General features: G+C 67.9%; 19 protein-coding genes, 1 tRNA gene and 1 other annotated feature. Of the genes, 6 read left to right on the top strand and 14 right to left on the bottom strand.

Translation table 11 applies throughout. The features are described from left to right. Positions 1 to 32: 32 nt before the first annotated feature. Complete coding sequence (locus AC4GYU_RS05115) at positions 33 to 1,169, bottom strand: carbohydrate porin (protein ID WP_491085817.1); 1,137 nt, start codon at positions 1,167 to 1,169, stop codon at positions 33 to 35. A 145-nt stretch (positions 1,170 to 1,314) separates the two neighbouring features. Here AC4GYU_RS05115 and AC4GYU_RS05110 point away from each other — a divergent pair, with 145 nt between their 5' ends. Beyond that, on the top strand, positions 1,315 to 3,066 hold the full coding sequence (locus AC4GYU_RS05110) for a methyl-accepting chemotaxis protein (RefSeq protein ID WP_491085816.1): 1,752 nt from the start codon (positions 1,315 to 1,317) through the stop codon (positions 3,064 to 3,066). On the opposite strand, the gene AC4GYU_RS05105 is transcribed toward AC4GYU_RS05110, so the two are convergent. The 6 genes from AC4GYU_RS05105 to AC4GYU_RS05080 all read right to left on the bottom strand — a co-directional run bounded on the left by AC4GYU_RS05105 (position 3,063) and on the right by AC4GYU_RS05080 (position 9,069). After that, positions 3,063 to 3,890 carry a class II aldolase/adducin family protein gene (locus tag AC4GYU_RS05105; protein WP_491085815.1) on the bottom strand — a complete coding sequence of 276 codons (828 nt, stop codon included), beginning with the start codon at positions 3,888 to 3,890 and terminating at the stop codon, positions 3,063 to 3,065. The two genes, AC4GYU_RS05110 and AC4GYU_RS05105, sit on opposite strands and share 4 nt — an antisense overlap. Further along, entirely contained in the window at positions 3,887 to 4,528 is a 642-nt protein-coding gene (gene maiA, locus AC4GYU_RS05100; RefSeq protein WP_491085814.1) for a maleylacetoacetate isomerase, read from the bottom strand. The genes AC4GYU_RS05105 and maiA overlap by 4 nt, the downstream gene beginning before the upstream one ends. Positions 4,529 to 4,700: 172 nt before the next feature. Further along, the gene (locus AC4GYU_RS05095) at positions 4,701 to 5,099 is read right to left on the bottom strand and encodes an acyl-CoA thioesterase (RefSeq protein ID WP_491085813.1); all 399 of its coding nucleotides are present in this window, start codon (positions 5,097 to 5,099) and stop codon (positions 4,701 to 4,703) included. After that, positions 5,096 to 6,475: a hypothetical protein gene (locus tag AC4GYU_RS05090; RefSeq protein WP_491085812.1), complete on the bottom strand. Its 1,380-nt coding sequence runs from the start codon at positions 6,473 to 6,475 to the stop codon at positions 5,096 to 5,098. Before AC4GYU_RS05090 ends, AC4GYU_RS05095 begins: the two co-directional genes overlap by 4 nt. Beyond that, complete coding sequence (locus tag AC4GYU_RS05085; protein ID WP_491085811.1) at positions 6,472 to 6,858, bottom strand: endonuclease domain-containing protein; 387 nt, start codon at positions 6,856 to 6,858, stop codon at positions 6,472 to 6,474. Before AC4GYU_RS05085 ends, AC4GYU_RS05090 begins: the two co-directional genes overlap by 4 nt. A gap of 84 nt (positions 6,859 to 6,942) precedes the next feature. Continuing rightward, positions 6,943 to 9,069, bottom strand: a complete 2,127-nt coding sequence (locus tag AC4GYU_RS05080; RefSeq protein WP_491086881.1) for a S9 family peptidase — start codon at positions 9,067 to 9,069, stop codon at positions 6,943 to 6,945. Positions 9,070 to 9,220: 151 nt separating this feature from the next. On the opposite strand from AC4GYU_RS05080, the gene AC4GYU_RS05075 reads away from it, so the two are divergent. Further along, positions 9,221 to 11,005, top strand: a complete 1,785-nt coding sequence (locus tag AC4GYU_RS05075; RefSeq protein WP_491085810.1) for an aminopeptidase P family protein — start codon at positions 9,221 to 9,223, stop codon at positions 11,003 to 11,005. Positions 11,006 to 11,197: 192 nt separating this feature from the next. Here the strand turns inward: AC4GYU_RS05075 and AC4GYU_RS05070 are convergent, their stop codons facing one another. Together AC4GYU_RS05070 and AC4GYU_RS05065 are read right to left on the bottom strand one after the other, a co-directional pair. Continuing rightward, positions 11,198 to 12,694: a SulP family inorganic anion transporter gene (locus AC4GYU_RS05070; RefSeq protein WP_491085809.1), complete on the bottom strand. Its 1,497-nt coding sequence runs from the start codon at positions 12,692 to 12,694 to the stop codon at positions 11,198 to 11,200. 55 nt (positions 12,695 to 12,749) lie between these two features. After that, positions 12,750 to 12,805 (bottom strand) — a sequence feature (sul1 is cis-regulatory element that is thought to sense ions involved in sulfur or methionine metabolism; They are found in Alphaproteobacteria). 147 nt (positions 12,806 to 12,952) lie between these two features. Then, complete coding sequence (locus AC4GYU_RS05065; protein ID WP_491085808.1) at positions 12,953 to 13,075, bottom strand: hypothetical protein; 123 nt, start codon at positions 13,073 to 13,075, stop codon at positions 12,953 to 12,955. Positions 13,076 to 13,134: 59 nt separating this feature from the next. On the opposite strand from AC4GYU_RS05065, the gene AC4GYU_RS05060 reads away from it, so the two are divergent. The 3 genes from AC4GYU_RS05060 to AC4GYU_RS05050 all read left to right on the top strand — a co-directional run bounded on the left by AC4GYU_RS05060 (position 13,135) and on the right by AC4GYU_RS05050 (position 15,250). Next, positions 13,135 to 13,209: transfer RNA gene (locus AC4GYU_RS05060), tRNA-Thr, on the top strand. A 119-nt stretch (positions 13,210 to 13,328) separates the two neighbouring features. Beyond that, positions 13,329 to 14,330, top strand: coding sequence for a threonine aldolase family protein (locus tag AC4GYU_RS05055; RefSeq protein ID WP_491085807.1), 1,002 nt, complete (start codon positions 13,329 to 13,331; stop codon positions 14,328 to 14,330). Further along, entirely contained in the window at positions 14,327 to 15,250 is a 924-nt protein-coding gene (locus AC4GYU_RS05050; protein WP_491085806.1) for a DMT family transporter, read from the top strand. The genes AC4GYU_RS05055 and AC4GYU_RS05050 overlap by 4 nt, the downstream gene beginning before the upstream one ends. On the opposite strand, the gene AC4GYU_RS05045 is transcribed toward AC4GYU_RS05050, so the two are convergent. Then, complete coding sequence (locus AC4GYU_RS05045; RefSeq protein ID WP_491085805.1) at positions 15,247 to 16,506, bottom strand: M48 family metallopeptidase; 1,260 nt, start codon at positions 16,504 to 16,506, stop codon at positions 15,247 to 15,249. The two genes, AC4GYU_RS05050 and AC4GYU_RS05045, sit on opposite strands and share 4 nt — an antisense overlap. A gap of 116 nt (positions 16,507 to 16,622) precedes the next feature. Here AC4GYU_RS05045 and pepN point away from each other — a divergent pair, with 116 nt between their 5' ends. Further along, positions 16,623 to 19,217, top strand: a complete 2,595-nt coding sequence (pepN, locus tag AC4GYU_RS05040) for an aminopeptidase N (RefSeq protein ID WP_491085804.1) — start codon at positions 16,623 to 16,625, stop codon at positions 19,215 to 19,217. A 12-nt stretch (positions 19,218 to 19,229) separates the two neighbouring features. On the opposite strand, the gene AC4GYU_RS05035 is transcribed toward pepN, so the two are convergent. The 4 genes from AC4GYU_RS05035 to AC4GYU_RS05020 are packed head-to-tail and all read right to left on the bottom strand — an operon-like array spanning position 19,230 to position 22,653. Then, on the bottom strand, positions 19,230 to 19,799 hold the full coding sequence (locus AC4GYU_RS05035) for an ABC-type transport auxiliary lipoprotein family protein (RefSeq protein ID WP_491085803.1): 570 nt from the start codon (positions 19,797 to 19,799) through the stop codon (positions 19,230 to 19,232). Next, entirely contained in the window at positions 19,799 to 20,752 is a 954-nt protein-coding gene (locus AC4GYU_RS05030; protein ID WP_491085802.1) for an MlaD family protein, read from the bottom strand. Before AC4GYU_RS05030 ends, AC4GYU_RS05035 begins: the two co-directional genes overlap by 1 nt. Before the next feature lie 9 nt (positions 20,753 to 20,761). Beyond that, complete coding sequence (locus tag AC4GYU_RS05025) at positions 20,762 to 21,568, bottom strand: ABC transporter ATP-binding protein (RefSeq protein ID WP_491085801.1); 807 nt, start codon at positions 21,566 to 21,568, stop codon at positions 20,762 to 20,764. Next, entirely contained in the window at positions 21,568 to 22,653 is a 1,086-nt protein-coding gene (locus AC4GYU_RS05020; protein WP_491085800.1) for an ABC transporter permease, read from the bottom strand. Before AC4GYU_RS05020 ends, AC4GYU_RS05025 begins: the two co-directional genes overlap by 1 nt. Positions 22,654 to 22,731 lie beyond the last annotated feature (78 nt).

Raw genomic sequence — 22,731 nt, 5'->3', positions numbered from 1 at the left:
TGCGGCTCAAGCTTTGCGCGCAACACTTGTGGTCAAAGCTCCCAGCCGAAGCGCAGCGCGCCGATCCACTGGCCGCCGCTGGCCGCGATCCCGCCGCCGTTGCGGACGAACTGCAGGCTTGGCTGAAGCGTCACCGGACCGAGCAGGCGATCCTTCCAGGTGAGTTCGACTCCCGTCTCGGCGCGGGCGGACCGGTCTCCGTCGCCGGCGATCGCCTGGCGTCGCCCGGAAGAGAGAAAGGCCTGGTAGAGACCGAGCGAGACCGCGCTGTCGGCGCTTCCGAGCGGCGCGGGCTTGCGCTGGAAGCCGGCTTGCCAGCTCGCCTTGAAGGCGGTCGTCCGGCCGTCGGACAGGCCGCTCCGGACGAAACCCGTAAGCCGTTCTCCGAACTGCTGCTCGAACAGGAGATAGCCGCCGAAGGCACGATGGCGATTGCTGCTTGCGGGGTCGGCCGCGGGCTGGGCGCGGCTATAGGCCCACAGCCCGGCGAGGATCCGCCGACCGCTCGCTTCCCTGCCGGCCTCGGTGATGGCAAGCACGCCCTGGCGGAGACCGAGATGGAGCCCCCCACGGTCGGTCAGCGTCCCGGCATCGGCATTGACGAGCGCCGCGCGCACGAGACCGGCTGCACCGACCCTGGCTTCGGCGCGGAGGGCGAGCGCCGAATAGGGAAAGATCGCCGGCCCGCGCGGTCCGGTCATGGCAAGCTCGGGTCCGATCCCAAAGGCCGGCGCGAGCAACTGCGCCGAACTCCGGGTCGCGTAGAATTCACTGTTGAGGTCATAGGCGCCGAACCGGACCGAAGCGCGATCGAAATCCTGCTGGATCCACGCCTCGAACAGGCGAAGGCCATTCTTCGGCACTTCAATATTGTTGATGCCCTGAAGGGTGGCGGCGCGCTCGTTGGGCTTGGCCCCGCTGTTGCCGAGGAGCCGGACGAAGGCCTTGCCGCCGGTCCAGCCGAGCTGGTCGAAGCTCGCTTCCGCGGTGAGGTCGAGGCGATCGAGCCGCTGGAGCGAACGGCCTCCGTGCGAACCGAGGCTGAGGTCGAGCTGATAGGCGGCGCCGAGGACGAAGGACTTCTCCGTCGTCGCCGCGGCCGGAATTGCTTCCGGCGCCGGCGGAATGTCGCCCGCCACCGCGAGCAGGGCAAAGGGTCCCAACATCATCGCTCCTGACCGCGCCCGGCGGGCCCGATGCCCGCGCCCCCGGCGCCCTTGCAGCAATGATAGAGGGCTCGGGCCCGGCCCGGCTGCGGCTGCCTATAAAGAGGAGAATGGTCCGCCGGCCGCGCCGCGCGATGAAGGAGAGGTCATGTCCGAGAGCCGATCGCTGATCGAGGCCACCCGCCGGGTCCAGCTGCTGATGATGCTGCTCCTGATCCTGTGCGGAGGGATGGGCACCGGCGCCGCCTTCCTCCTTCGTAATGCCATCCACAAGGAGGAAGCGGTCACCGCGCTGATGCGCAGCCACATGACCGCGGACATGATGCACGACGCGGTGCGCGGCGACGTTCTCTCGATCCTCAGCTCGCGCGACCCGGCGTTCGGGATCGACGGGGCGCAGGCACGCGAGGACCTCCGCGGCCGCCTCGAGGCCTTTCGCCAGTCGGTCGCCGAGACCGCAAGCTATCCCAACAGCCCGGCCGTGACGACGGCAACCCGCGGCGTCGCCGGGCCGCTCAATGCCTATGCCCGGGCCGCCCTCACCATCGCGCAACTGTCGTCGCGCAACCCCGAGGCCGCGGGCCGCGCGCTGCCCCAGTTCTTTGTCCGCTTCGAGGAACTCGAAGGGGCGATGGAAAAGGTCACCGAGGTGATCGAGAGCCATGGCGCCGAGCAGAGCCGGCGCGCCTCCTGGCTCGGTCTCTCGGCGATCCTCCTGATCGTGGTCGCCATGGGCGCGGCGATCGCGCTTGCGACCCGGATCGCGGCAGGGATGCGGTCGGGCCTGATCCTGCCGATTGTCGGCCTTGCCACCGTGATCGAGCGCATGGCGGCGGGTGACCGGACGCAGGCGGTCGAGGGTGCCGATCGCGGCGACGAAGTCGGTACGCTTGCTCGCGGGATCGCCGACTTTCGCACCCAGCTCGAAGCAAGCGAGGCGGCGCGCGAACAGCAGTCCGAGCTGATCGTGAAGAGCATCGGCAGCGGGCTGGCCGCGCTGGCGGAAGGCAATCTCAGCCGCTCGATCGAGACCGAGCTCCACGCGCCGTTCGCGTCGCTGAAATCCGACTTCAACAATTCGTTGACGAGCCTGTCGGGGATCGTGGGCGAGGTGCGCGACAGCGCCGGCGTGGTGCGGCTGAGCGCGCGCGAGATCGCCGAGGCCAACGGCGAGATCGCCCGGCGGACCGAGCGCAATGCGGCGACGCTCGAGGAGACGTCGGCGGCGCTGAACGAGATCGACCGGCACGTCCGCGACACGGCGGCGACGGCGACCCAGACGGTCGAGGTCGCGAACAGCGGGATGGCCTCGCTGGTCGAGGGACGGTCGACGACCGGCTCGGCGGTGTCGGCGATGAACCGGGTCAGCGACAGCGCGCAGGGGATCGACGCGGTGATCGAGGGGCTCGACAAGATTGCCTTCCAGACCCGGGTGCTGGCGATGAACGCGGCGGTCGAGGCGGGTCGTGCGGGCGAGGCGGGGCGCGGGTTTGCGGTGGTCGCCGACCTCGTCAGCGCGCTCGCCATGCGGGCCGAGGAGGAGGCCAAGCTGGCGCGGGCGCAGCTGACCACGACCCAGAGCGACATCGGCGATGCGGTCGAGGCGGTGCGGTCGGTCGACCGGGCGCTGAACGAGATCGCGGGCAACGTCGAGGCGGTTCACGGACGGCTGGGCGCGATCGCCGAGGCCAATGGCGAACAGGCCAATCTCATCAGCCAGATCCGCGAGGCGATCGAGGCGATGAACACGACCACCCAGCAGAGCGCGGCGATGGTCGAGGAAAGCGCCGCGGCGGCCTCGCAGCTGACCGAGCAGGCCGAGGTCCTGTCGCGCGCCTCGGGCCGCTTCGTCCTCCCGAACGGCCCCGCGGCGTTGCCCGCTGTCCGCCTCGCCGCCTAGCTGGCGAAGGCGGGATCGAGCCGGTAGGCCTTCCGCAGGAGGGCCGGCCAGGCGAGGAACTGCGCGGCGAGCTTCAGCCCCTGCGCGCCCTGCTGCGCCGCGATCTCGGGGGTGCCCTGCGGCGGATTATTGATCCTCTCGCCGGCGGACAGCGCGTAGATCTGCGCCTCGCAGGCGCGCTCGAGGAAATAGATGCGGATGAACGCCTCGCCGACGCTCTCGCCGACGGCGAGCGTGCCATGGTTGCGCAGCAGCATGGCATTCTTCGTGCCGAGGTCCGCGACGATCCGCTCGCGCTCCTCATGGTCGGTCGCGACCCCTTCATAGTCGTGGAAGGCGATGTCGCCGCGGATCAGCATTGCGGTCTGGGTGAGCGGCAGCAGCCCCTCCTCGTGCGCGGCGACCGCCTGGCCGTGGGGCGTATGGAGGTGGATCACCGCATGGGCGTCCTCGCGCGCCATGTGGACCGCCGAATGGATGGTGAAGCCCGCCGGGTTGGTGATGAAGGGCGAGGGCTCGACCGGATTGCCCTGGAGGTCGACCTTCACCAGACTCGAGGCGGTCACTTCCTCGAACATGAGGTTATAGGGGTTCAGAAGGAAGTGATGCTCGGGCCCCGGCACCCGGACGCTCATGTGGGTGAAGATGAGATCGTCCCAGCCGTAGTGGGCGACGAGGCGATAGGCCGCGGCGAGGTCGACGCGGAGCTTCCATTCCTCCTCGCTGACCTTGCCCTCGAGGCTCGGGATGTCGACCTCGGCGAGATGGGCCGACGGCGCGCGGACGCGGTCGATTCCGGCGGTCATGTTGTCGACGCGGTTCATGCCTGGATCTCCTGACGGTCGGGGTGCGCGGCCTGGAAGGCCGGATGATCGAGCGCGGCGGCCTCGGCACGCAGCAGGGTCGGATAGGAATCGAGCGGGACGTCGAACCGGCGCGCGTTGAACAATTGGGGAACGAGGCAGATGTCGGCCATGCCGAGCTCGTCGCCGTAGAGGTGGCGGCCGGCGGTGGGGGCGGACAGGCCTTCGAGCGCGGCCAGGCCTTCGGCGACCCAGTGGCGATACCAGTCGTCGACCGTCGCCTGGTCATGGCCAAGGTCGTTCTTCAGATATTTGAGGATCCGCAGATTGTTGAGCGGGTGGATGTCGCAGGCGATGGTGAGCGCCAGCGCGAGGACATGGGCGCGGCCTTCCGGATCATGGGGCACGAAGGGCGGCTCCTTCACCTGCGCGTCGAGCCAGTCGAAGATGGCGAGGCTCTGGGTGAAGCGCTTGGTCCCCCATTCGAGCATCGGCACGAAGCCCTGTGGGTTAAGCGCGGTATAGGCCGCTTCCTTCTGTTCGCCCTTCGCAAGGCTGACGCTGTGCTGCTCGTAGGCGATGCCCTTCAGATTGAGGGCGATGCGGACCCGGTAGCTGGCCGAGGAACGGAAATAATCGTGGAGGATGACGCGGGGCATGGCCTCAGATCCTAGGCGAAGTTGACGAAGTTGACATAGTCCGCGGCCCGTCCGGCCCTTCCCCTCGCTTCGCCCTGGCGCGTCGCGCACGAAATGGGGCGGGAGTCGGCCTTCGTCATCGCTTTCCTTGTGCCAAAAGCGGGGCGTGTAGGACAGCGCTTTGTCGCCGGCCTCAACCGAGGAACGGGGCGACAATCTCGGTGGTGATGCGCTGCGGGCGGCCGGTAGCCTTGTCGAGCATCGCCCAGGTCGTGCGGGCGCGGACCAGCAGCTTCCCGTCGGCACCGGTGAATTCCATGAAGCGGTCGAAGCGGGCGCCCTTGGGCGCGTCGCCGACCCAGGTGCGGCCGGTCACCACGTCACCGACGAGGGCCGGGCGAAGATAGTCGATCTCGTGCCGGATCACGACCCAGACGAAGGCATCGCGATACTGGTCCGAGGCGGTCGCATACCAGTGGCTGGTGGCGACCGTCTGGATCCACTGCACCCAGACCGCATTGTTGACATGGCCGAGCTCGTCGATGTGTTCGGGCAGCGCGGTCAGGGTCAGCGAATAGCTTGGCGTCGTCACAATAGCTCCGGAGCTGTGTCGGATCCCGGCCGGGTGCGGATCCCGGCGGCGGTCAGGAGGTTCGTCCAGCCCTGCCCGTCCGGCTGCGCGCCGGCAAGCAGCGGACGGATCCGGGCGCCGAGCCCGCGACCGGCGGGATAGCTTTCGACCAGCGCGATCCACTCATCGGTGGAGACGCTGCGGTCGGCTCGGTTGGCCGCGATCAGGCGACGAACGAAGGCGTGAAAGTCGCCCCCCGAGACTCGTTCGGCAACCAGCGACAGAAGCGCGCCGCAATCATATTTGGCCTGGAAGTCCTGGCGGTCGGACGCGGATGCGAGGCCGCCCTTGCGCGACGCCGTGACACACTGGCTGAGCGATTTCTGCAGGGCGGCGCGGGTGTCGTATGAAGGATCGGACGCGCCCAGCGCACGGATGGCGAGGAGGTCGGCGCCGCCTTCCATGATCCAGTTGTCGGCGACCCGGTCATAGTCGAGCAATTGCCCCAGCCAGAAATGCGCGCTTTCGTGCGCGACATAGCGATAGGCGAGCGCGCGCAGCGGGGGCGAGGGCTGAAGCGCGGCACGGCCCGACATGCGCATCAGGACGAGGCCCTTGAGCACACCGCCGTTGAGGCTGGCGCCGGGCTGGTCGGACCCGGCCCAGCTGGCGAGCACGGTCGGGTTGAGGTCGCCCGGCGAGCCGAGCAGCCGCCGGTAGCGGTCGAGGAGCCTCGGCGTGAAGGTGCGGATGTCGGTGGCGAGCCAGGCCGGCATGCCGGGGTCGACCACGGTCGCCATCCCGCCATGGTCGACCGCGCCGGGAACGCCATAGAGGCCGTAGGTGCCGGCGCTGTTGCCGCGGGCATAGCCGCGCGTGTCGCCGGCCAGCCGGAGCGAGGCGGGATCGCCGCGGAAGCGGATCCTGGTCCCGCCGTCGCCGACCGCGGCGTCCTGCGGATCGAGGCCGAGGCTGTCGAGGCGGCTCGCGGAAGCCACCGAGAAGAGCGAGAATTGCCCGTCGAACAAAGCGATGCCGTCGCGCCCGAGGCGGAGCGCGGGGACATAGTCGCTCAGCACTTCGCGCGTGTAGGGAGTGACCCGGACGAGGATCCGGCGGGGCACGTCGCGGCCACCCTCGCCGACGAAGGCGTCATAATTGCCGCGTCGTTCGAGCCGTACCCCGGGAGTGAGGATGGTCCAGCTGCGCGGCCGCCACGGCAGCCGGTCGTTTGCGGCGAGCGAGGAGCGGAAGAAGCCCCAGGCGGGGGCGCTCCGCGGCAGGGTGAAGACTGCCTCGAACGTCTCGCCGCGGCGGGTGACGCTGACCTCGGCCGGCGCCGCCGCAACGGCCCCGGGGGCAGCCGCGACGAGCGCGGCGGCGAGAAGCGCAGTCACTGGCCCTCTCCCGCTGGCGGGAGAGGGTTGGGTGAGGGTCTTGCCTTCCTGGCCGAGGACAAGATTACCGAAAGAACGCCGCCTGTATTTTGCAGGATGTCGTCATTCCAGAAGCGCAGCAACGAGAAGCCTCTTGCTTCGAGAAAGGCCGTCCGCCGCGCATCCGTCATCTCGTCATGCTGGCCGCCATCCGCTTCGATCACCAGGGAAAGCTCCGCGCAAAGGAAGTCCACGACGTAGGGGCCGATGGTCGCCTGTCGGCGAAACTTGAAACCGTCGAGTTGCCGATTGTGAAGGTGCTGCCAGAGCTTGCGCTCCGCATCCGTTCCGCTCTTCCGCAATCGCCTGGCATGTGGATTGGTTCGTCCTATCTGCGCTGCCATTGCGCCTCTCGCGGTGCCGGATGAAAATAGCTCGACAGAACCCTCACCCAACCCTCTCCCGCAGGCGGGAGAGGGCTTTGTCGGTCATTCGGCGACCTTCAGCTGGGTAAGGACGAAGGCATAGTCCTCGGCGGTTTCGCGCAGGCTGTCCCAGCGGCCGGACTTGCCGCCGTGGCCGGCGCCCATGTTGGTCTTGAGGAGGAGGAGATTGTCGTCGGTCTTGGTGGCGCGGAGGCGCGCGACCCACTTGGCCGGCTCCCAGTAGGTGACGCGCGGGTCGTTCAGACCGGCGGTGACCAGCATCGGCGGATAGGCCTTGGCCGTGACATTGTCGTAGGGGCTGTAGCTCTTGAGGAGCTTGAACGCTTCCGGGTCGGTGATCGGATTGCCCCACACCGGCCATTCGCCCGGGGTCAGCGGAAGCGTGTCGTCGAGCATGGTGTTGACGACGTCGACAAAGGGCACATCGGCGATGACGGCGCCCCACAATTGGGGATCGGTGTTGACGACGACGCCCATCAGCTTGCCGCCGGCCGAGCCGCCCTGGATGGCGATCCTGCCGGGCTTGGCAAAACCCGCGGCATTGAGGCCCTTCGCCGCGTCGACGAAGTCGTGGAAGGTGTTCCAGCGGTTCTTCGCGGTGCCGTCCAAATACCAGCCGTAGCCAAGGTCGTCGCCGCCGCGGATGTGGGCGATGGCGTAGGCGAAGCCGCGGTCGAGGAGGCTGAGGCGCGCCGAGGAGAAGCTCGGCGGAATGGCATAGCCGTAGGCGCCATAGGCATAGAGGAAGAGCGGCTGGCTGCCGTCCTTCCGGTAGCCCTTCTTGTAGACGATGCTGACGGGCACCTTCTTGCCGTCGCGGGCCGGGATCATCAGCCGCTCGGTGACATATTGCGAGGGGTCGTAGCCCGAGGGGATTTCCTGGACCTTGAGCGCCGTCAGCGTCCCACCGTCGCGGTGATAGTCGTAGACCGTGCCCGGGGTGACCATCGAGGAATAGCTCAGCCGATAGGTCGGGTGGTCATATTCGGGGTTGCTGCCGAGCGAGACGGTGTAGCTCGCTTCCTTGAAGGGAATGGGCTCGATCCTGCCGGTCGAATAGTCGCGCAGCAGGATCTGGTCGAGGCCGTCGACCCGGGCGGTAAGGACGAGGTGCCGGGCAAAGCTGGTCGCGCCGCGAAGATAGGTGCGGTCGGACCCCGGCACGACCTCGGTCCAGTCGCCCGGCTTCTTCGGATCGGCCGAGACGACCCGGAAATTCACGTGCTTGTCGTTCGTCAGGATCCACAATTTGCCGTGGGCGGCATCGGCTTCGTAGAGGCGGTTCTCGGCCCGCGGGCTGATCAGGACCGGCTCGGCCAGCGGATCGGCGGCGGGGACGAAGCGGACCTCGCTGGTGCGATTGTCGCCGGTCGAGAAGAAGATCAGGCTCTTGTCCTGGCTCTTCGACAGGCCGACTCCGAAGCCCTTGTCGAGCTTCTCCTCATAGAGGGTGCGGTCGTTCCTGGGATCGGCGCCGATACGGTGATGGCGGGCACGATAGCTGCGCCATTCCTTGTTGGTCTCGGTGAACAGGATGGCCTTGCCGTCGGCGCTCCAGATCGGGGTTCCGCTGGCGACCTCGGAGACGGTCTCGAGCGTCTTGCCGGTGGCGAGGTCACGGATCTCGAGGCGGAAGCGCTCGGAGCCGTTGACGTCGGCAGAGACCGCGGCGAGGCGGCCGTCGGGGCTGACCTCAAGCGCGCCGAGGCGATAATATTCCTTGCCCGCGGCTTCCTTGACCTCGTCGAGGATCAGCTGGCGGGGTGGGAGCTCATTGATGACCACGGGCCCGCTGCCGAGCGGCGCGCCGCCGGCCGGGACCCCGCCCTTCATCAGCGGCTGGCGATACCATTGGCGATATTGCGCGCCGGGCTCGAATTCCCACCAATAGGTCCAGTTGCCGTCCTTCACCGGAACGGACTTGTCGTCCTCCTTCTGGCGGCCCTTCAATTCCTGGAAGAGGGTCTCGACCAGCGGTTCGTGCGGCGCCTTCCAGGCTTCGAAATAGGCGTTCTCGGCCTTGAGATAGTCGAGCACGTCCTTGTCATCGACCTTGGGATAGCCCTGGTCGCGGAGCCAGGCCCAGGGATCGGAAATGGTCTCGCCGTGGCGGGTGTAGCTGTGGGGGCGCTGCTCGGCCTTGGGCGGGGTGGGAAGCTTGGCTGTCATCGCGGCTTTCTGGGCTGTTGCTGGGACCGCCGCGAGGAGCAATGCGGCGAGCAGGACGGAACGCATGATTACCCTCCCCAAGTGGTGTGCCCGAGGGATGCCGCAAGAGCGGAGGTTTCGTCCAGCCCCCGACACGCGCTAGAGAGGCGGCATGTCGACCCATGCAGACCGCCTCGCCGCCCTTCGCGCCCAGCTTGCCGCCGACCGCCTCGACGGCTTCGTCGTGCCCCTCACCGACGAGCATATGAGCGAATATGTCGGGAGTTACGCGCAGCGCCTTGCCTGGCTGACGGGCTTCGAGGGCTCGGCCGGGTCGGCGGTGGTGCTGCCGGAGGAAGCGGCCATCTTCACCGACGGGCGCTACACGCTGCAGGTGCGCCAGCAGGTGGATGGCCAGAACTGGTCCTACCAGTCGGTGCCGGAGACGAGCATCGCCGGCTGGCTCAAGGAGCATGCGCCCGAGGGCGGGCGGATCGGTTACGATCCCTGGCTCCACCGTGCCGACTGGGTGAAGGCCGCAAGCCGTGCGCTCGCCGCACGCGGCGCGACCCTTGTCCCCGTCACGACCAACCCGATCGACCGGATCTGGCACGACCGAGAGCAGCCGAGCAAGGCCGCGCTGGTCGTCCACCCCGAACGCTTCGCCGGCCGCTCGAGCGCCGACAAGCGCCAGGCGATCGGCGACTGGCTGAGCGCCAGCAAGGCCGATGCCGCGGTCCTCGCCGCGCTGGATTCGATCGCCTGGACCTTCAACGTCCGCGGTACCGACGTCGCCCGCACCCCGGTCGCGCTCGCTTACGCGCTCGTCCACGCCGACGGCACCGCCGACCTGTTCGTCGCGGGCGAGAAGGTGACGCCCGAGCTTCGCCAGCATCTCGGCAATGGCGTGCGCCTCCACGAGCGCGCCGACTTCGAGGCCGCGCTCGGCGAACTCTCCGGCAAGACCGTCGCGGTCGATCCCGAGCGTTCGGTCGCCGCCATCTTCGAAGCGCTCGACAAGGCCGGCGCGAAGGTCGTCGAGCTGCGCGATCCGACCGTCCTTCCGCGCGCGATCAAGAACGAGGTCGAGCTTGCGGGCCAGCGCGCCGCCCAGACCCGCGACGGCGCCTACATCAGCCGCTTCCTCAAATGGGTCCAGGAGACGGGCGACCTCGACGAACTCAAGGCCGCGTCGAAGCTCGAGGAGATCCGCCGCACCGATCCGGCACTGAAGGACCTCAGCTTCGACAGCATCTCGGCCTTCGGCGCCAATGCCGCGAGCCCGCATTATCATTCGACCGAGAAGAGCAACGTGCCGTTCGCGCCGGGCTCGCTCTACCTGATCGATTCGGGTGGCCAGTATCAGGACGGGACCACCGACATCACCCGCACCGTCGCGGTCGGCGAGCCGACGGACGAAATGCGCGACCGTTTTACCCGCGTCCTCCAGGGGCATATCGCGCTCGCGACCGCCGTCTTCCCCAAGGGCACGCGCGGCGGCCAGCTCGACAGCTTCGCCCGCCGGCCGCTGTGGGAAGCGGGCGTCGATTATGCCCATGGAACCGGCCACGGCGTCGGCAGCTTCCTCTCGGTCCACGAAGGCCCGCAGCGGATCGCGCCGATGGGGAGCAGCCAGTCAGGCTCCGACGAGCCGCTCGCGCCCGGCATGATCCTCTCGAACGAGCCGGGCTTCTACAAGGCCGGCGAATATGGAATCCGCACCGAGAACCTCATTCTCGTCGTGCCGGTCGACATCGCTGGCGCGGAGAAGGAGATGCTCGGCTTCGAGACCCTCACCTTCGCGCCGATCGACCGGCGGCTGATCGTCACCGAGATGCTGAGCCCGCGCGAGCGCCAGTGGGTCGACGATTATCACGCCGAAGTGGTGAAGCGGATCGGGCCGGGGCTCGATGCTGAGGAGCGCGCCTGGCTCGAAGCGGCCTGCGCGGCGCTGTAGGCCTCCGGGCGCCTTACCCTCTCCCGTCGCCCCGGGCCTGACCCGGGGTGACGAAGATCGGGCGCACCGATGTCCGTTTCGTCCCATTGCGGCCATTGGTTATTCTGGTCCGCACAAGGGCTTTTTGACTCACTCCGCCGGTCGGCGCCGGAGCTGCCAAGCCGCAAAGTCCGACCTTCGCGGACGCATCACTCAGTGCGGCACCGCGCCGATTTCAAAACCCGTCTTGTCGTGCAGTGCGAATTTGTCGACGATGTCCGCGCTTGCCCTGTTGTAGCCAACCATCTCCACGGCCCGCCCTTCTCGGCGCAGCCGCGCTACGACCTTGTCGAGCGCTCCGACGGCCGAGATGTCCCAGAAGTGCGCGGCCGTCATGTCGATGAGGATATTCGCAGCGCTCTCCTCGACTTGGAAAGCTCGAACGAAGCGCGCCACCGAAGCGAAGAAGATTTGCCCTGTCACCCGATAGGTCGCGGTCTCACCGTCGGGCGAGACCGTTCGCTTGACCGCGAACATGCGTTGCACCTTGCCCGCGAAGAAGATGCCCGACAGCAGCACGCCAGCGAGCACGCCCATCGACAAATCATGCGTTGCGACCACCACGACCACTGTCGTCAGCATCACCACTGACGAAGGCCAAGGGTGCTTTCCAAGGTTCGGAATCGAGTTCCAGCTGAAGGTTCCGATCGAGACCATGATCATCACGGCGACCAGCGCCGGCATCGGGATCTGGCCAACGAAGGGGCCGAGGACGGCGAGCAGGAACAGGAGGAAGGCACCGGCGGTGAAGGTCGACAAACGTCCGCGCCCGCCAGACGTGACGTTGATCACCGACTGACCGATCATGGCACAACCGCCCATTCCTCCAACCAATGCAGCGGCGATGTTGGCAGTGCCCTGGCCCGCACATTCCCGGCGCTTGTCGCTGTCGGTGTGGGTCATGTCGTCAACGATCTGCGCGGTCAGCAAGGATTCCAGCAGACCGACCGCCGCCATCGCCAGCGAATAGGGTAAGATGATCTGGAGGGTCTCGAGTGTCAGCGGTACGGCGGGAAGAGCGAAACTCGGTAGACCTTCGGGCAAATGGCCCATGTCGCCCACGCTGTTGACCGGCGCCCCGGTCCAGATCGAGATCGCCGACAGGACAAGGATGGCCACCAGCGGCGAGGGCACGGCCTTGGTGAGGCGCGGAAGCAGATAGATGATCCCCAGACCCGCCGCGACCATCGCATAAGCCTGCCAGGTCACATTCGTCAGCTGAGGCAGCTGCGCCATGAAGATCAGGATCGCCAGCGCGTTGACGAAGCCTGTGATGACCGACCGGGACACGAACTGCATCAACAGGTCGAGTCTTGCGAGCCCGGCGATCATCTGAATCAGCCCCATCAGGATGGTGGCGGCGAACAGATATTCGACGCCATGCTCGCGAACGAGCGGCCCCACGAGGACGGCGACGGCGGCTGTCGCAGCCGAAATCATGCCCGGGCGGCCGCCAGTGAAGGCCACAACGATGGCGATGGCCACGGAGGCGTATAGGCCGACCCGCGGATCGACCCCTGCAATAATCGAGAAGCCGATGGCCTCGGGGATCAGGGCGAGCGCAACGACAATACCGGCAAGCAGTTCATGGCGGGGCGAGCCATTGTCGCCCAGCCATTGCTGGCGAAGGCGGGCGGAAATCTGGGTCATGGAAAATCCACATCAGAACGCATGGCGCTCGACTGGCGCGTGACTTCATGCGTGATGTTGTCCGGCGGATTGGCGGCCGGAATAGCCACCCGGAATTGCACCGGGTCCATGCGAGTGGCGGCGGCCTAGCCTTTCTTCACTACGAATTCCAGCCACGGCCACGTGTCGGAGTTCGCGCTTCTGGGAATTGGACGACCTCCGACGACGGCCGCAATGGCCGTTGGGCCAACACTGCGATGCCGGTCACGCCGCGGCGGCTCAGTCCTCGGGCTTGTCCGACCGGAGTGGTTCGGGCCTCCCCGCCACCGCCCCCGCCTTCCGCTTCCTGAGGTTCTCGCGCAACGCGGCGGCGAGACGGGCTTCCTTTTCCTGCTTATTCATTCTCTTCCCTTGACACTTCGCATGGGCAACCGCCATAGGCCCGCCCGTCTCCGGACAGTGCTGCCGTAGCTCAGTGGTAGAGCGCATCCTTGGTAAGGCTGAGGTCGTGAGTTCAATCCTCACCGGCAGCACCATTTTCCTCCCCTCGGGGAGCGCAGGCGGAACGATCGCCCGCCAGGTAAGTCCAGACATCGCAAAAGAAGTTGCCGGGCCCCGGCTTTCGCCCGTGGGCGGCGGCCGGTAGAGGCGGCGCATGCGCTTCTTTTCGGATAATGCGGCGGCCGTTCACCCGGCGGTGTTCCAGGCGATGGCCGAGGCCGACCGGCTCGACACGGCTTATGACGGCGACGCGTGGAGCCAGCGGCTCGATGCTGCCTTCTCGACCCTGTTCGAGCGCGAGGTCACGGCCCTTTGGGTGACTACCGGGACCGCCGCCAACTGCCTCGCGCTGGCCGGCATGGTGCCTTCCTATGGCGGGATCCTCTGCCACCGCGAGGCGCATATCCAGGTCGACGAGGCCGGTGCGCCCGAATTCTTCTCGGGTGGGGCGAAGCTTTTGCTGGTCGACGGGCCGGGCGCCAAGCTGACCCCGGACGCGCTGGAGGAGGCGCGGTCGCGAATCCGGGCCGACGTCCACCAGGTCCAGGCCAATGCGCTGTCGATCACCAATGCGACCGAATATGGCCTGACCTATTCGGCGGCCGAGACGGCGGCGCTGGGCGAGTGGGCAAAGCGCCATGGGCTCGGCTTCCATCTCGACGGCGCGCGATTCGCCAATGCGGTGGTGTCGACCGGGGCGAGCGTCGCCGAGCTCACGTGGAAGGCTGGAGTCGACGCGCTGTCGTTCGGCTTCGTCAAGAATGGCGGGCTGTCGGCGGAAGCGCTGATCCTGTTCGATCCGAGCCTCGCCGACGGCATCAGGCGCCGGCGCAAGCGCTCGGGGCATCTCCTCAGCAAGGGCCGCTACCTCGCCGCGCAATTGCTGGCGATGCTCAAGAATGACATCTGGCTCGCCAATGCGCGGACCGCGAACGAGGCGGCGCGGCGGCTGGGGCAGGCGGCGGGCGACCGGCTGGTCTTCCCGGTCGAGGCCAATGAGGTGTTCCTCAAGGTCAGCGCCGAGGAAGCCGCGCGGCTCCGCGCGGAGGGGTTCGACTTCTACGACTGGGGCGTCGGCGAGGCGCGGATGGTGACGAGCTGGGACCAGGATCTCGGCGCGGTGGACCGGCTGGCGAACGCGATCCGGGCGCTGTGAGCGCGCCCCTCGGCCGCGGCACGGTCCTCCTCTTCTTCACCATCATCACCTTGATCTGGGGTTCGACCTGGATCGTCATTCGCGACCAGCTCGGGGTGGTTCCGGCGCACTGGTCGGTGACCTATCGCTTCGTCATCGCGGCCGGCGCGATGGCGGCCTATACCAGCTGGCAGGGAAGCGGGCTGCGGCTGCCGCCGGGCGCGTGGCGGATCGCGGCCCTGTTCGGTTTCTGCCAGTTCTGCGTCAACTTCAACGCGGTCTATCTCGCCGAGCATCACATCACCTCGGGGCTGGTGGCCTGCGTCTTCGCGCTGCTGCTCATCCCCAACAGCCTGCTCGCCTGGGCCTGGACCGGGCACCGCCCGAGCCGCAGCTTCATCCTCTCGGCGATCCCGGCGGTGGGGGGCATTGCGCTCCTCTTCTGGAACGAGGTGCAGAGCGCGCGGGCGCCGCTCGACCAGGTGCTGCTGGGGATCGGGCTGACCCTCCTCGGCGTGATGGGCGCGAGCGTGTCGAACGTGCTCCAGACCACCGACAAGGCGAAGAAGGTGCCGCTGCCGACGATGCTGACCTGGGGGATGATCTTCGGGGCGAGCTTCGACGCGCTGTTCGCGCTGGCGGTGAGCGGGCCGCCGGTGTTCGACCCGCGCCCGGGCTACTGGCTGGGGCTTGCCTATCTCGCGCTGTTCGCCTCCGCCCTCGCCTTCAGCCTCTACATGCCGATCATCCGGACGATCGGCGCCGGACGCGCGGCTTATTCGAGCGTCATCGTGCCGATCATCGCCATGGCGCTGTCGACCGTGTTCGAGGACTATCGCTGGACCCCGCTCGCGGCGGGCGGGGCGGTGCTCGCCATGGCCGGCATGGTCTGGGCGCTGACCAGCCGGCGCGAGGTGGTCCCGACCCCGGTCGCCGACTAGTCCTTCACCGGGAGCGGCGCGGGACGGACGAGGGCACGCTCGACCGGCGGAAGCTCGGCGAGGTGGCGGGCCTTCCATTCCATCGACATGCGCGCGCGGTTGGCGCCCGAGGGGTGGTCGAAGAAGACCAGCTCCTCGATCCGGCCGGGCTCGAGCTTGCGATATTCGGACAGGCGCATCGCGACATGGGCAAAGCCGTCGGGCTCGCGCGCGGCATCGAGGCCGAAGGCGTCGGCCTCGACCTCGTTGATCCGGATGATCGAGTTGGTGACCGGGGTCGCGACCAGCATCGCCACCGCGCCGAGCATGTAAAGGACGGGCAGCGAGGCGGGATCGCCGACCTCGCGCACGCCCCAGCGGCCGCCGTAGCGGGCCAGCAGGCGCGGGGTCATCCACCACACGAAGAGAAACACCGCGAGGACCACCGAGGTGAAGGCGAAGAGCATCTTGACGACGTGATTGAGGACATAGTGGCCAAGCTCGTGACCCATCACCGCCTTCACTTCGGCGGGGCTGGTGCGCTTGAGGAGATTGTCGTTGAGGCTGATCCGGACGGTCGGGCCGAGGCCGCTGACATTGGCCGAGATGCGGTCGGTCTGGCGCGAGGCATCGACGACATAGACATTGTCGGCGGGCACGTTGTTGGCCCTCGCCATGGCGAGGATCTCGTCGCGCAGGGGGCTTTCGGCCATCGGCGTGTAGCTGTTGAAGAGCGGCGCGATGAACACCGGCGAGAGGAGCGTGCCGAAGGTCAGGAAGCCGACCACCACGCCCGTCGCCCACAGCCACCAGCGGCGCGGCGACTTGCGGATCACGCCATAAATCGCCGCGAGGATGAGCGGCATGACGATCAGCGAGATGAGCAATTCCTTGCCCTGGTCGCCGAGGAAGGCGCCGAGCGTCTGGTTGCTCATCGCATATTGATGCTCGCGGAAGAAGCCGCCGTAGAGCGTCCAGGGAAGGACCATGAGGGTCGTCACGAGGACGAAGGGCAGCGCGTAGAGCATGGTCCGGAGCCACGGGCGGCGGGTCCGGGCGCCGGCCCAGCGGCTCCACGCGGCCGACCAGCCGAGCCGGAGAACGAGCGAGTGGATGCCGACCGCGATGAGCGTCCCCCACAGGAGCATCCAATAGCCGCCCTCGAAATAGGCGTCCGAACGGGCCCGGATCGGTCCTGCGACCATGTCGAGATAGGCGCGCGTCGCGGCATTGACGTCGAAGCCGGTGGTGGCCGCGGCAAGCATCAGATCGTGCATCGTGAAATTCCCCCCATGGCCTTGCTAGGGCGGCTCGCCGCGGTTCGCCACCGCCGTTCGACGAGTGGGCAGGCGGCGGGTTGTGGGCCTCAAGTGCGCGGACTAAGCCCGTCGCCATGCTCGATGCCCGTGACGCGTTCCAGACGCCCGCCGCCCCGACCCCCATCCTCCGCGAAGACTATCGGGCACCCGACTGGCTGGTGCCGGAGATCGCGCTCGAGTTCGATCTCGACCCTGCCCGGACGATCGTCCGGGCGCGGCTGACGGTCACCCGCAACGGCGCGCACGACCGGCCTTTGCTGCTCGACGGCGAGGAACTGGAGCTGCTGGCGCTGCGCGTCGACGGCGAGCGGCGCGATGCGCTGTTCACCGACGGGCGGCTGGCGGTGGCGCTGGCGGGCGACCATGCGGTGGTCGAGACCGAAGTCGCGATCGCGCCGGAGAAAAACAGCCAGCTGATGGGGCTCTATGCCTCGGGCGGGATCCTCTGCACGCAGTGCGAAGCCGAGGGCTTCCGGCGGATCACCTTCTTCCCCGACCGGCCCGACGTCCTCAGCCGCTACCGGGTGCGGCTCTCGGCCAACCAGCAAGCTTTCCCGATCCTGCTTGCCAACGGCAATCCGGTCGACAGCGGCAGCGGTCCGGGCGGGACTCACTGGGCGGTGTGGGAAGACCCCTTCCCCAAGCCCTGCTACCTGTTCGCGATCGTGGCCGGCGACCTGGCCTGCAACCAGGACCGGTTCCGGACCATGAGCGGGCGGACGGTCGAGCTCGGCATCTGGGTGCGCGAGGCGGACCTTCCCAAGACCGCGCTGGCGATGCAGGCGCTCAAGGATTCGATAGCCTGGGACGAGCGCACCTACGGGCGCGAATATGACCTCGACCGGTTCAACATCGTCGCGGTCAGCGACTTCAATTTCGGGGCGATGGAGAACAAGGGCCTCAACATCTTCAACACCCGCTACGTGCTGGCCGACCCCGAGACAGCGACCGATGCCGACATCGACGCGGTCGCCGCGGTGGTCGCGCACGAATATTTCCACAACTGGTCGGGCAACCGGGTCACCTGCCGCGACTGGTTCCAGTTGAGCCTCAAGGAAGGCCTGACGGTCTTCCGCGACCAGGGCTTCTCCGAAGACATGGGCAGCCATGCGGTGCAGCGGATCGACCAGGTGCGGACGCTGCGCGGGGCGCAATTCCCCGAGGATGCGGGACCGCTCGCGCACCCGATCCGGCCCGATTCCTATCTCGAGATCGCCAATTTCTACACCGCCACGGTGTACAACAAGGGCGCCGAGGTGATCCGGATGATGCGCACGATCCTCGGGCCCGAGCGCTATCGCAAGGGCACCGACCTCTATTTCGAGCGGCACGACGGGCAGGCGGTGACCTGCGAGGATTTCGTCAAGGCGATGGAGGATGCGAGCGGGGTCGACCTGGCGCAGTTCCGCTTGTGGTACAGCCAGGCGGGCACGCCGCGGATCAGCGCGACGCTCGAGCAGCAGGGCGGCCGCGCCGCGCTCCGACTGCGCCAGAGCGTCCCGGCGACCCCCGGCCAGCCGGCCAAGCAGCCGATGGTCATTCCGCTCAAGGTCGCGCTGATCGGCGCCGAGAGCGGGGCGGAGATCGCGCCCGAGCGGGTGGTGATGCTGCGCGAGGCCGAGCAGGTCGAACCCTTCGCCGACGTCGCCGAGCCGGCCTATCTGTCGATCAACCGCGACTTCTCGGCGCCGGTGATCGTCAGTGCCGAGCGCAGGCCGGGCGAGATCGAGGCGCTGGCCGAATGCGACAGCGACAGCTTCGCGCGGTTCGAGGCCGGGCAGGAGCTGATGACCCGCGATCTCCTCGCGGCGATCGGCGGCGGCCCGCTGCGGACCGAGGCGGTGCTGAAAGCCGTCGGGGCGACCTTGCGAAGCAACGCGCTCGACCCCGCCTTCAAGGCCGATGCGATCGCGCTTCCGGCCGAGAGCCTATTGATCGACAAGCTCGACGCGGCGGACCCGGCCAAGGTCCATGCGGTGCGCGAAGCGATGCGGACCGCGATCGGACGAGGTCTTCGCGACGACCTTTCCCGCGCGCACCAGATGGCGGCGGGAGCGAAGGCCGACAGCCTTGACGGGCGCGACAAGGGGCTTCGGCGCCTGCGCGGCGCGACGCTCGGGTTGCTTGCGGCAGGCGAGCCCGAGCTCGGCCGTGCGCTTGCGACCCGGCAATATGAGGCGGCGGGGACGATGACCGAGCGGCAGTCGGCGCTGATGGTGCTGACGATGCTTGGTGGCGACGCGGCGGAGCGGGCGCTGGCCGACTTCTACCAGCGCTTCGAGGACGATCCGCTGGTGATCGACAAATGGTTCGCGGTGCAGGCCTCGGTGCCGGGCGAGGAGACGCTGACGACGGTCGAGCGTCTGGCGGTGCATCCGGCCTTCACGCTCGGCAACCCCAACCGGCTGCGGGCGCTGGCGGGAAGCTTCGCCGGAACGCCCTCGGCCTTCCACCGGGCCGACGGGCGCGGCTACGCCTGGCTGACGGAGACGATCGTCGCGGCCGACAAGCTGAACCCGCAGACCGCCGCGCGCTTCGTCGCGCCGCTCGGGCGGTGGCGGAAGCTTGAGCCGGGCCGGGCCGCGCTGATGCGCGAGGCGCTCGAGCGGATCCTGCGTGAGCCGGGGCTCAGCAAGGACGTGTTCGAGCTCGCCAGCAAGAGCCTCTAGGGCTGGTTTGGCCTAGCGGCCGATCCAGATCGCGACGTCGCGGGCGACGGTGTTGGCGGCCTGATTGACCGCCGGGCCGACCGTCGCGGCGGTGCCGTCGGCCGGGACCGAGGCGGTGAAGCGGCGGGTCTGCACCGTCGCCCCGCGCGCGGCGGTCGCGTCATAGGTCACCGTGACCTGGCCCGTGGTCGCGTCATAGCCGAAGCTTTCGAGCAGGCCCGAGACGCGCGTCCCCGGATCGATCCCGGTCTGGCGGGGATCGATGACGACGCGGTTGGTCGAACGCTTGATCGTCTCGCTCAGCAGCTGCTGGAATAGCCTGTCCGGGGTCTCGGTATATTGGAGATCCTTGACGTAGGTGACCCGGCCCGGCGCCTCGAGCACCGGCACGCGGACCTGGCGGATTTCCTTCGACGCGACCGGAAGCTCGATCGAGACGGCGTCGCCGGCGGCCCCGGCCCGGTCGATCGCGGCGGGCGCGGCCGAGGGCGTCAGGGTCAGCAGGGTCGCGGGCACCTTGCCGCCGCCGAAGCAGCCGGCAAGGGCAAGAGCGGCCAGCGCGGGCAGGATGGTAAGACGCATCAGCGGGACTTTCCGGGCTTGTGATCGGGGAGCTTGGGCGCACCGAGGACGCCGGTCACGCCGCCCTGCTCGAGGCGGCTCGAGACGCCCTCGAGGCTGGAGGTGAGGTCACGCAGGTCGCGGACCAGGCGATTGACCTCGGGCAGGGTCGACTTGGAGAAATTCTGCACGCCCGGCCGCGCGTCGGCGACCAACGTGTCGATGTTGGCCGAGGTCTGCTGCAGCGATTGGAGCGTCTTGCGAAGGTCGGCCGCTGCCGGCTGGACGTCGCGCTGGACCACGACGTTGCTGCTGTTGGCGAGCTTGGCGACCTCGTCGGCGGCGCGGGCGGCATTGCGCGCCGCGACCCGGGCCTCGGTCAGCGTGTCGGCCATCTCGGGCGAGCGATCGGCGAGAACCTTGCTGGTCTTGTCGATATTCTCGAGGATGTCCGAGATCGCATTCTGGTTGCGGTCGCTGAGGAGCTCGGTCAGCCGCTCGGTCAGGCGCTGGATGCGCTCGAGCAGTTCCGGGGCCGAGTTGAGCAGCGCGCCGAGGCCGCCGGCCGAGCTCGGGATGACCGGGCAGCCCTGCGGACCGAGCTGGGTCAGCGGCTGAGCGCCCTTGACCGCGCCGTCGAGCTGGATCTCGCTGACGCCCGTGAAGCCGACGCCCTTGATCTGGGCATTGGTGCCCTGGAGGACCGGGGTGCTTTCCTTGACCGCGATCCGGACCCAGACGAATTCGGGGCGGTCGGGCAGCAGCGAGATGTCGGTGATCTGCCCGACCGGGACGCCCGAGAAACTGACGTTCGAGCCCTCGTTGAGGCCGCCGACGCCTTGGCTGAAATAGATGTCGAAGCATTTGCGCTTGTCGGTCTTCAGCCCCGCGATCCACACCGCGAAGAAGAGCAGGCCGACAAGGAGGGCCAGGACGACGGTGCCGACGAGCACCTGATTGGAGCGGGTTTCCATGGTCTCTCGCTACGCCGCCGCCGCGGCGCGGCCGCGGGGTCCGTTGAAATATTCCTGGATCCAGGGGTGGTCCAGCTTGAGCAGGCGGTCGATCGTGTCGACCGCGATGACCTGTCGATCGGCCAGCACCGCGACCCGGTCGCAGATCGCGTGAAGGCTGTCGAGATCGTGTGTGATGAGGAAGACGGTCAGGCCGAGCCGCTTCTGGAGGTCGAGAATGAGCTGGTCGAAGGCCTGCGCGCCGATCGGGTCGAGGCCGGCGGTGGGCTCGTCGAGGAAGAGGAGCTCGGGGTCGAGCGCGAGGGCCCGGGCGAGGCCGGCGCGCTTGCGCATGCCGCCCGACAGCTCGCTCGGATATTTGCCCCCGGCATTGTCGGGAAGGCCCGACATGGCGATCTTGTAGCCGGCGATCTCGTCGAGCAGCGGCTGCTTGATGAAGGGGAAATATTCGCGGATCGGGACCTGGACGTTCTCGGCCACGGTCAGGGTCGAGAAGAGGGCGCCATTCTGGAACAGGATGCCCCAGCGGCGGCGGATGTTCTTGGCCTCGTCCTCGGGCCGGTCGATCATGTTCTCGCCGAGTACCTCGATCTCGCCGGCGGTCGGACGCTGGAGCCCGATGATCGAACGCATCAGCACCGACTTGCCGGTACCCGACCCGCCGACCACGCCGATGATCTCGCCGCGGCGGACGTCGAGGTCGAGGTCCTGGTGGACGATCTGGTCGCCGAAGCGGTTCTCGAGCCCACGGACGCGGATGATCGGCTGTTCCTCGTCGGGGAGGATCGGGCTCGATTCGGGGAAGGGCACGCTCATCAGAGCCAGCCGATCGAGCTGAAGAAGACGGCGAACACCGCGTCGAGGACGATCACGAGGAAGATCGACTGGACCACCGCGGAGGTGGTCTTGAGTCCGACCTGCTCGGCGTCATTGGCGACGAGCATGCCCTGGAAGCAGCCGGCGAGCGCGATGATGAAGCCGAACACCGGCGCCTTGATGAGGCCGACCCAGAGATCGGTCGCGGGCACGACCTCGGCCATTCGCTGGATGTAGGTGAGCGGCGGGATCTCGAGGCCGAGCCAGCAGAAGACGCCGCCGCCGATGATCGCGGTCAGCATCGCCCAGAAGGCGAGCAGGGGCATGACGAAGATGGTCGAGAGGACGCGCGGGACGACCAGCGCCTCGACCGGCGAGACGCCGATGGTGCGCATCGCGTCCACTTCCTCGGTGATCTTCATCGTCCCGATCTGCGCCGCGAAGGCCGAGCCCGAGCGGCCCGCGACCATGATCGCGGTCATCAGGGGCCCCAGTTCGCGGACGGTGATCCGGCCGATCAGGTTGATCGTATAGACCTCGGCGCCGAACTGCTGGAGCTGGACCGCGCCCTGCTGGCCGACGACGATCCCGATCAGGAAGCTCATCAGCCCGATGATCCCGAGCGCGCGGACGCCGACGACGTCGAACTGCTGGACGACGGCGTTGAAGCGGAAGCGCTTGGGGTGGGTGATGACGGCGAAGAAGCTGATCAGGGTCGCGCCGAAGAAGCCGACCAGCCCGGCAAGCGTCCGCCCGCTGTCGATCGCCCACTGGCCGAGCTCGCCAACCGCGCCGAGCTTCTTGGGCGGCTTGGTCTCGACCGCGCGATCGGCGTCACCAACCTGCGCGAGCAGTTTCTCGACGTCGCTGGAGGCGCCGACCACCTTCGCATTGCGGTCGCGGACGGTGCGATGGACGAGCCAGGCGCCGACAGTGTCGATCCGCTCGACATTGGAGAGGTCGATGGTGAGGGGATCAGGAGCCTGATCGAGCTCGCGCTGCGTCGAACCGGCGCGCGCAATCGTCAACGCGCCGCTGGGCGCGAAGACATGATCATCCGTCTCGGGCACCGCCGCAGAAGCCATTATTCGTGGGACATGCCCGCAAAGCTTGGCAACGGCAAGCGTGTGGCCGATGTCACCATCTGCCTTGTTATTGCCAAG

Source organism: Sphingomonas sp. SP2 (assembly GCF_058313385.1).
This window is presented reverse-complemented; position numbering and strand designations above follow the sequence as displayed.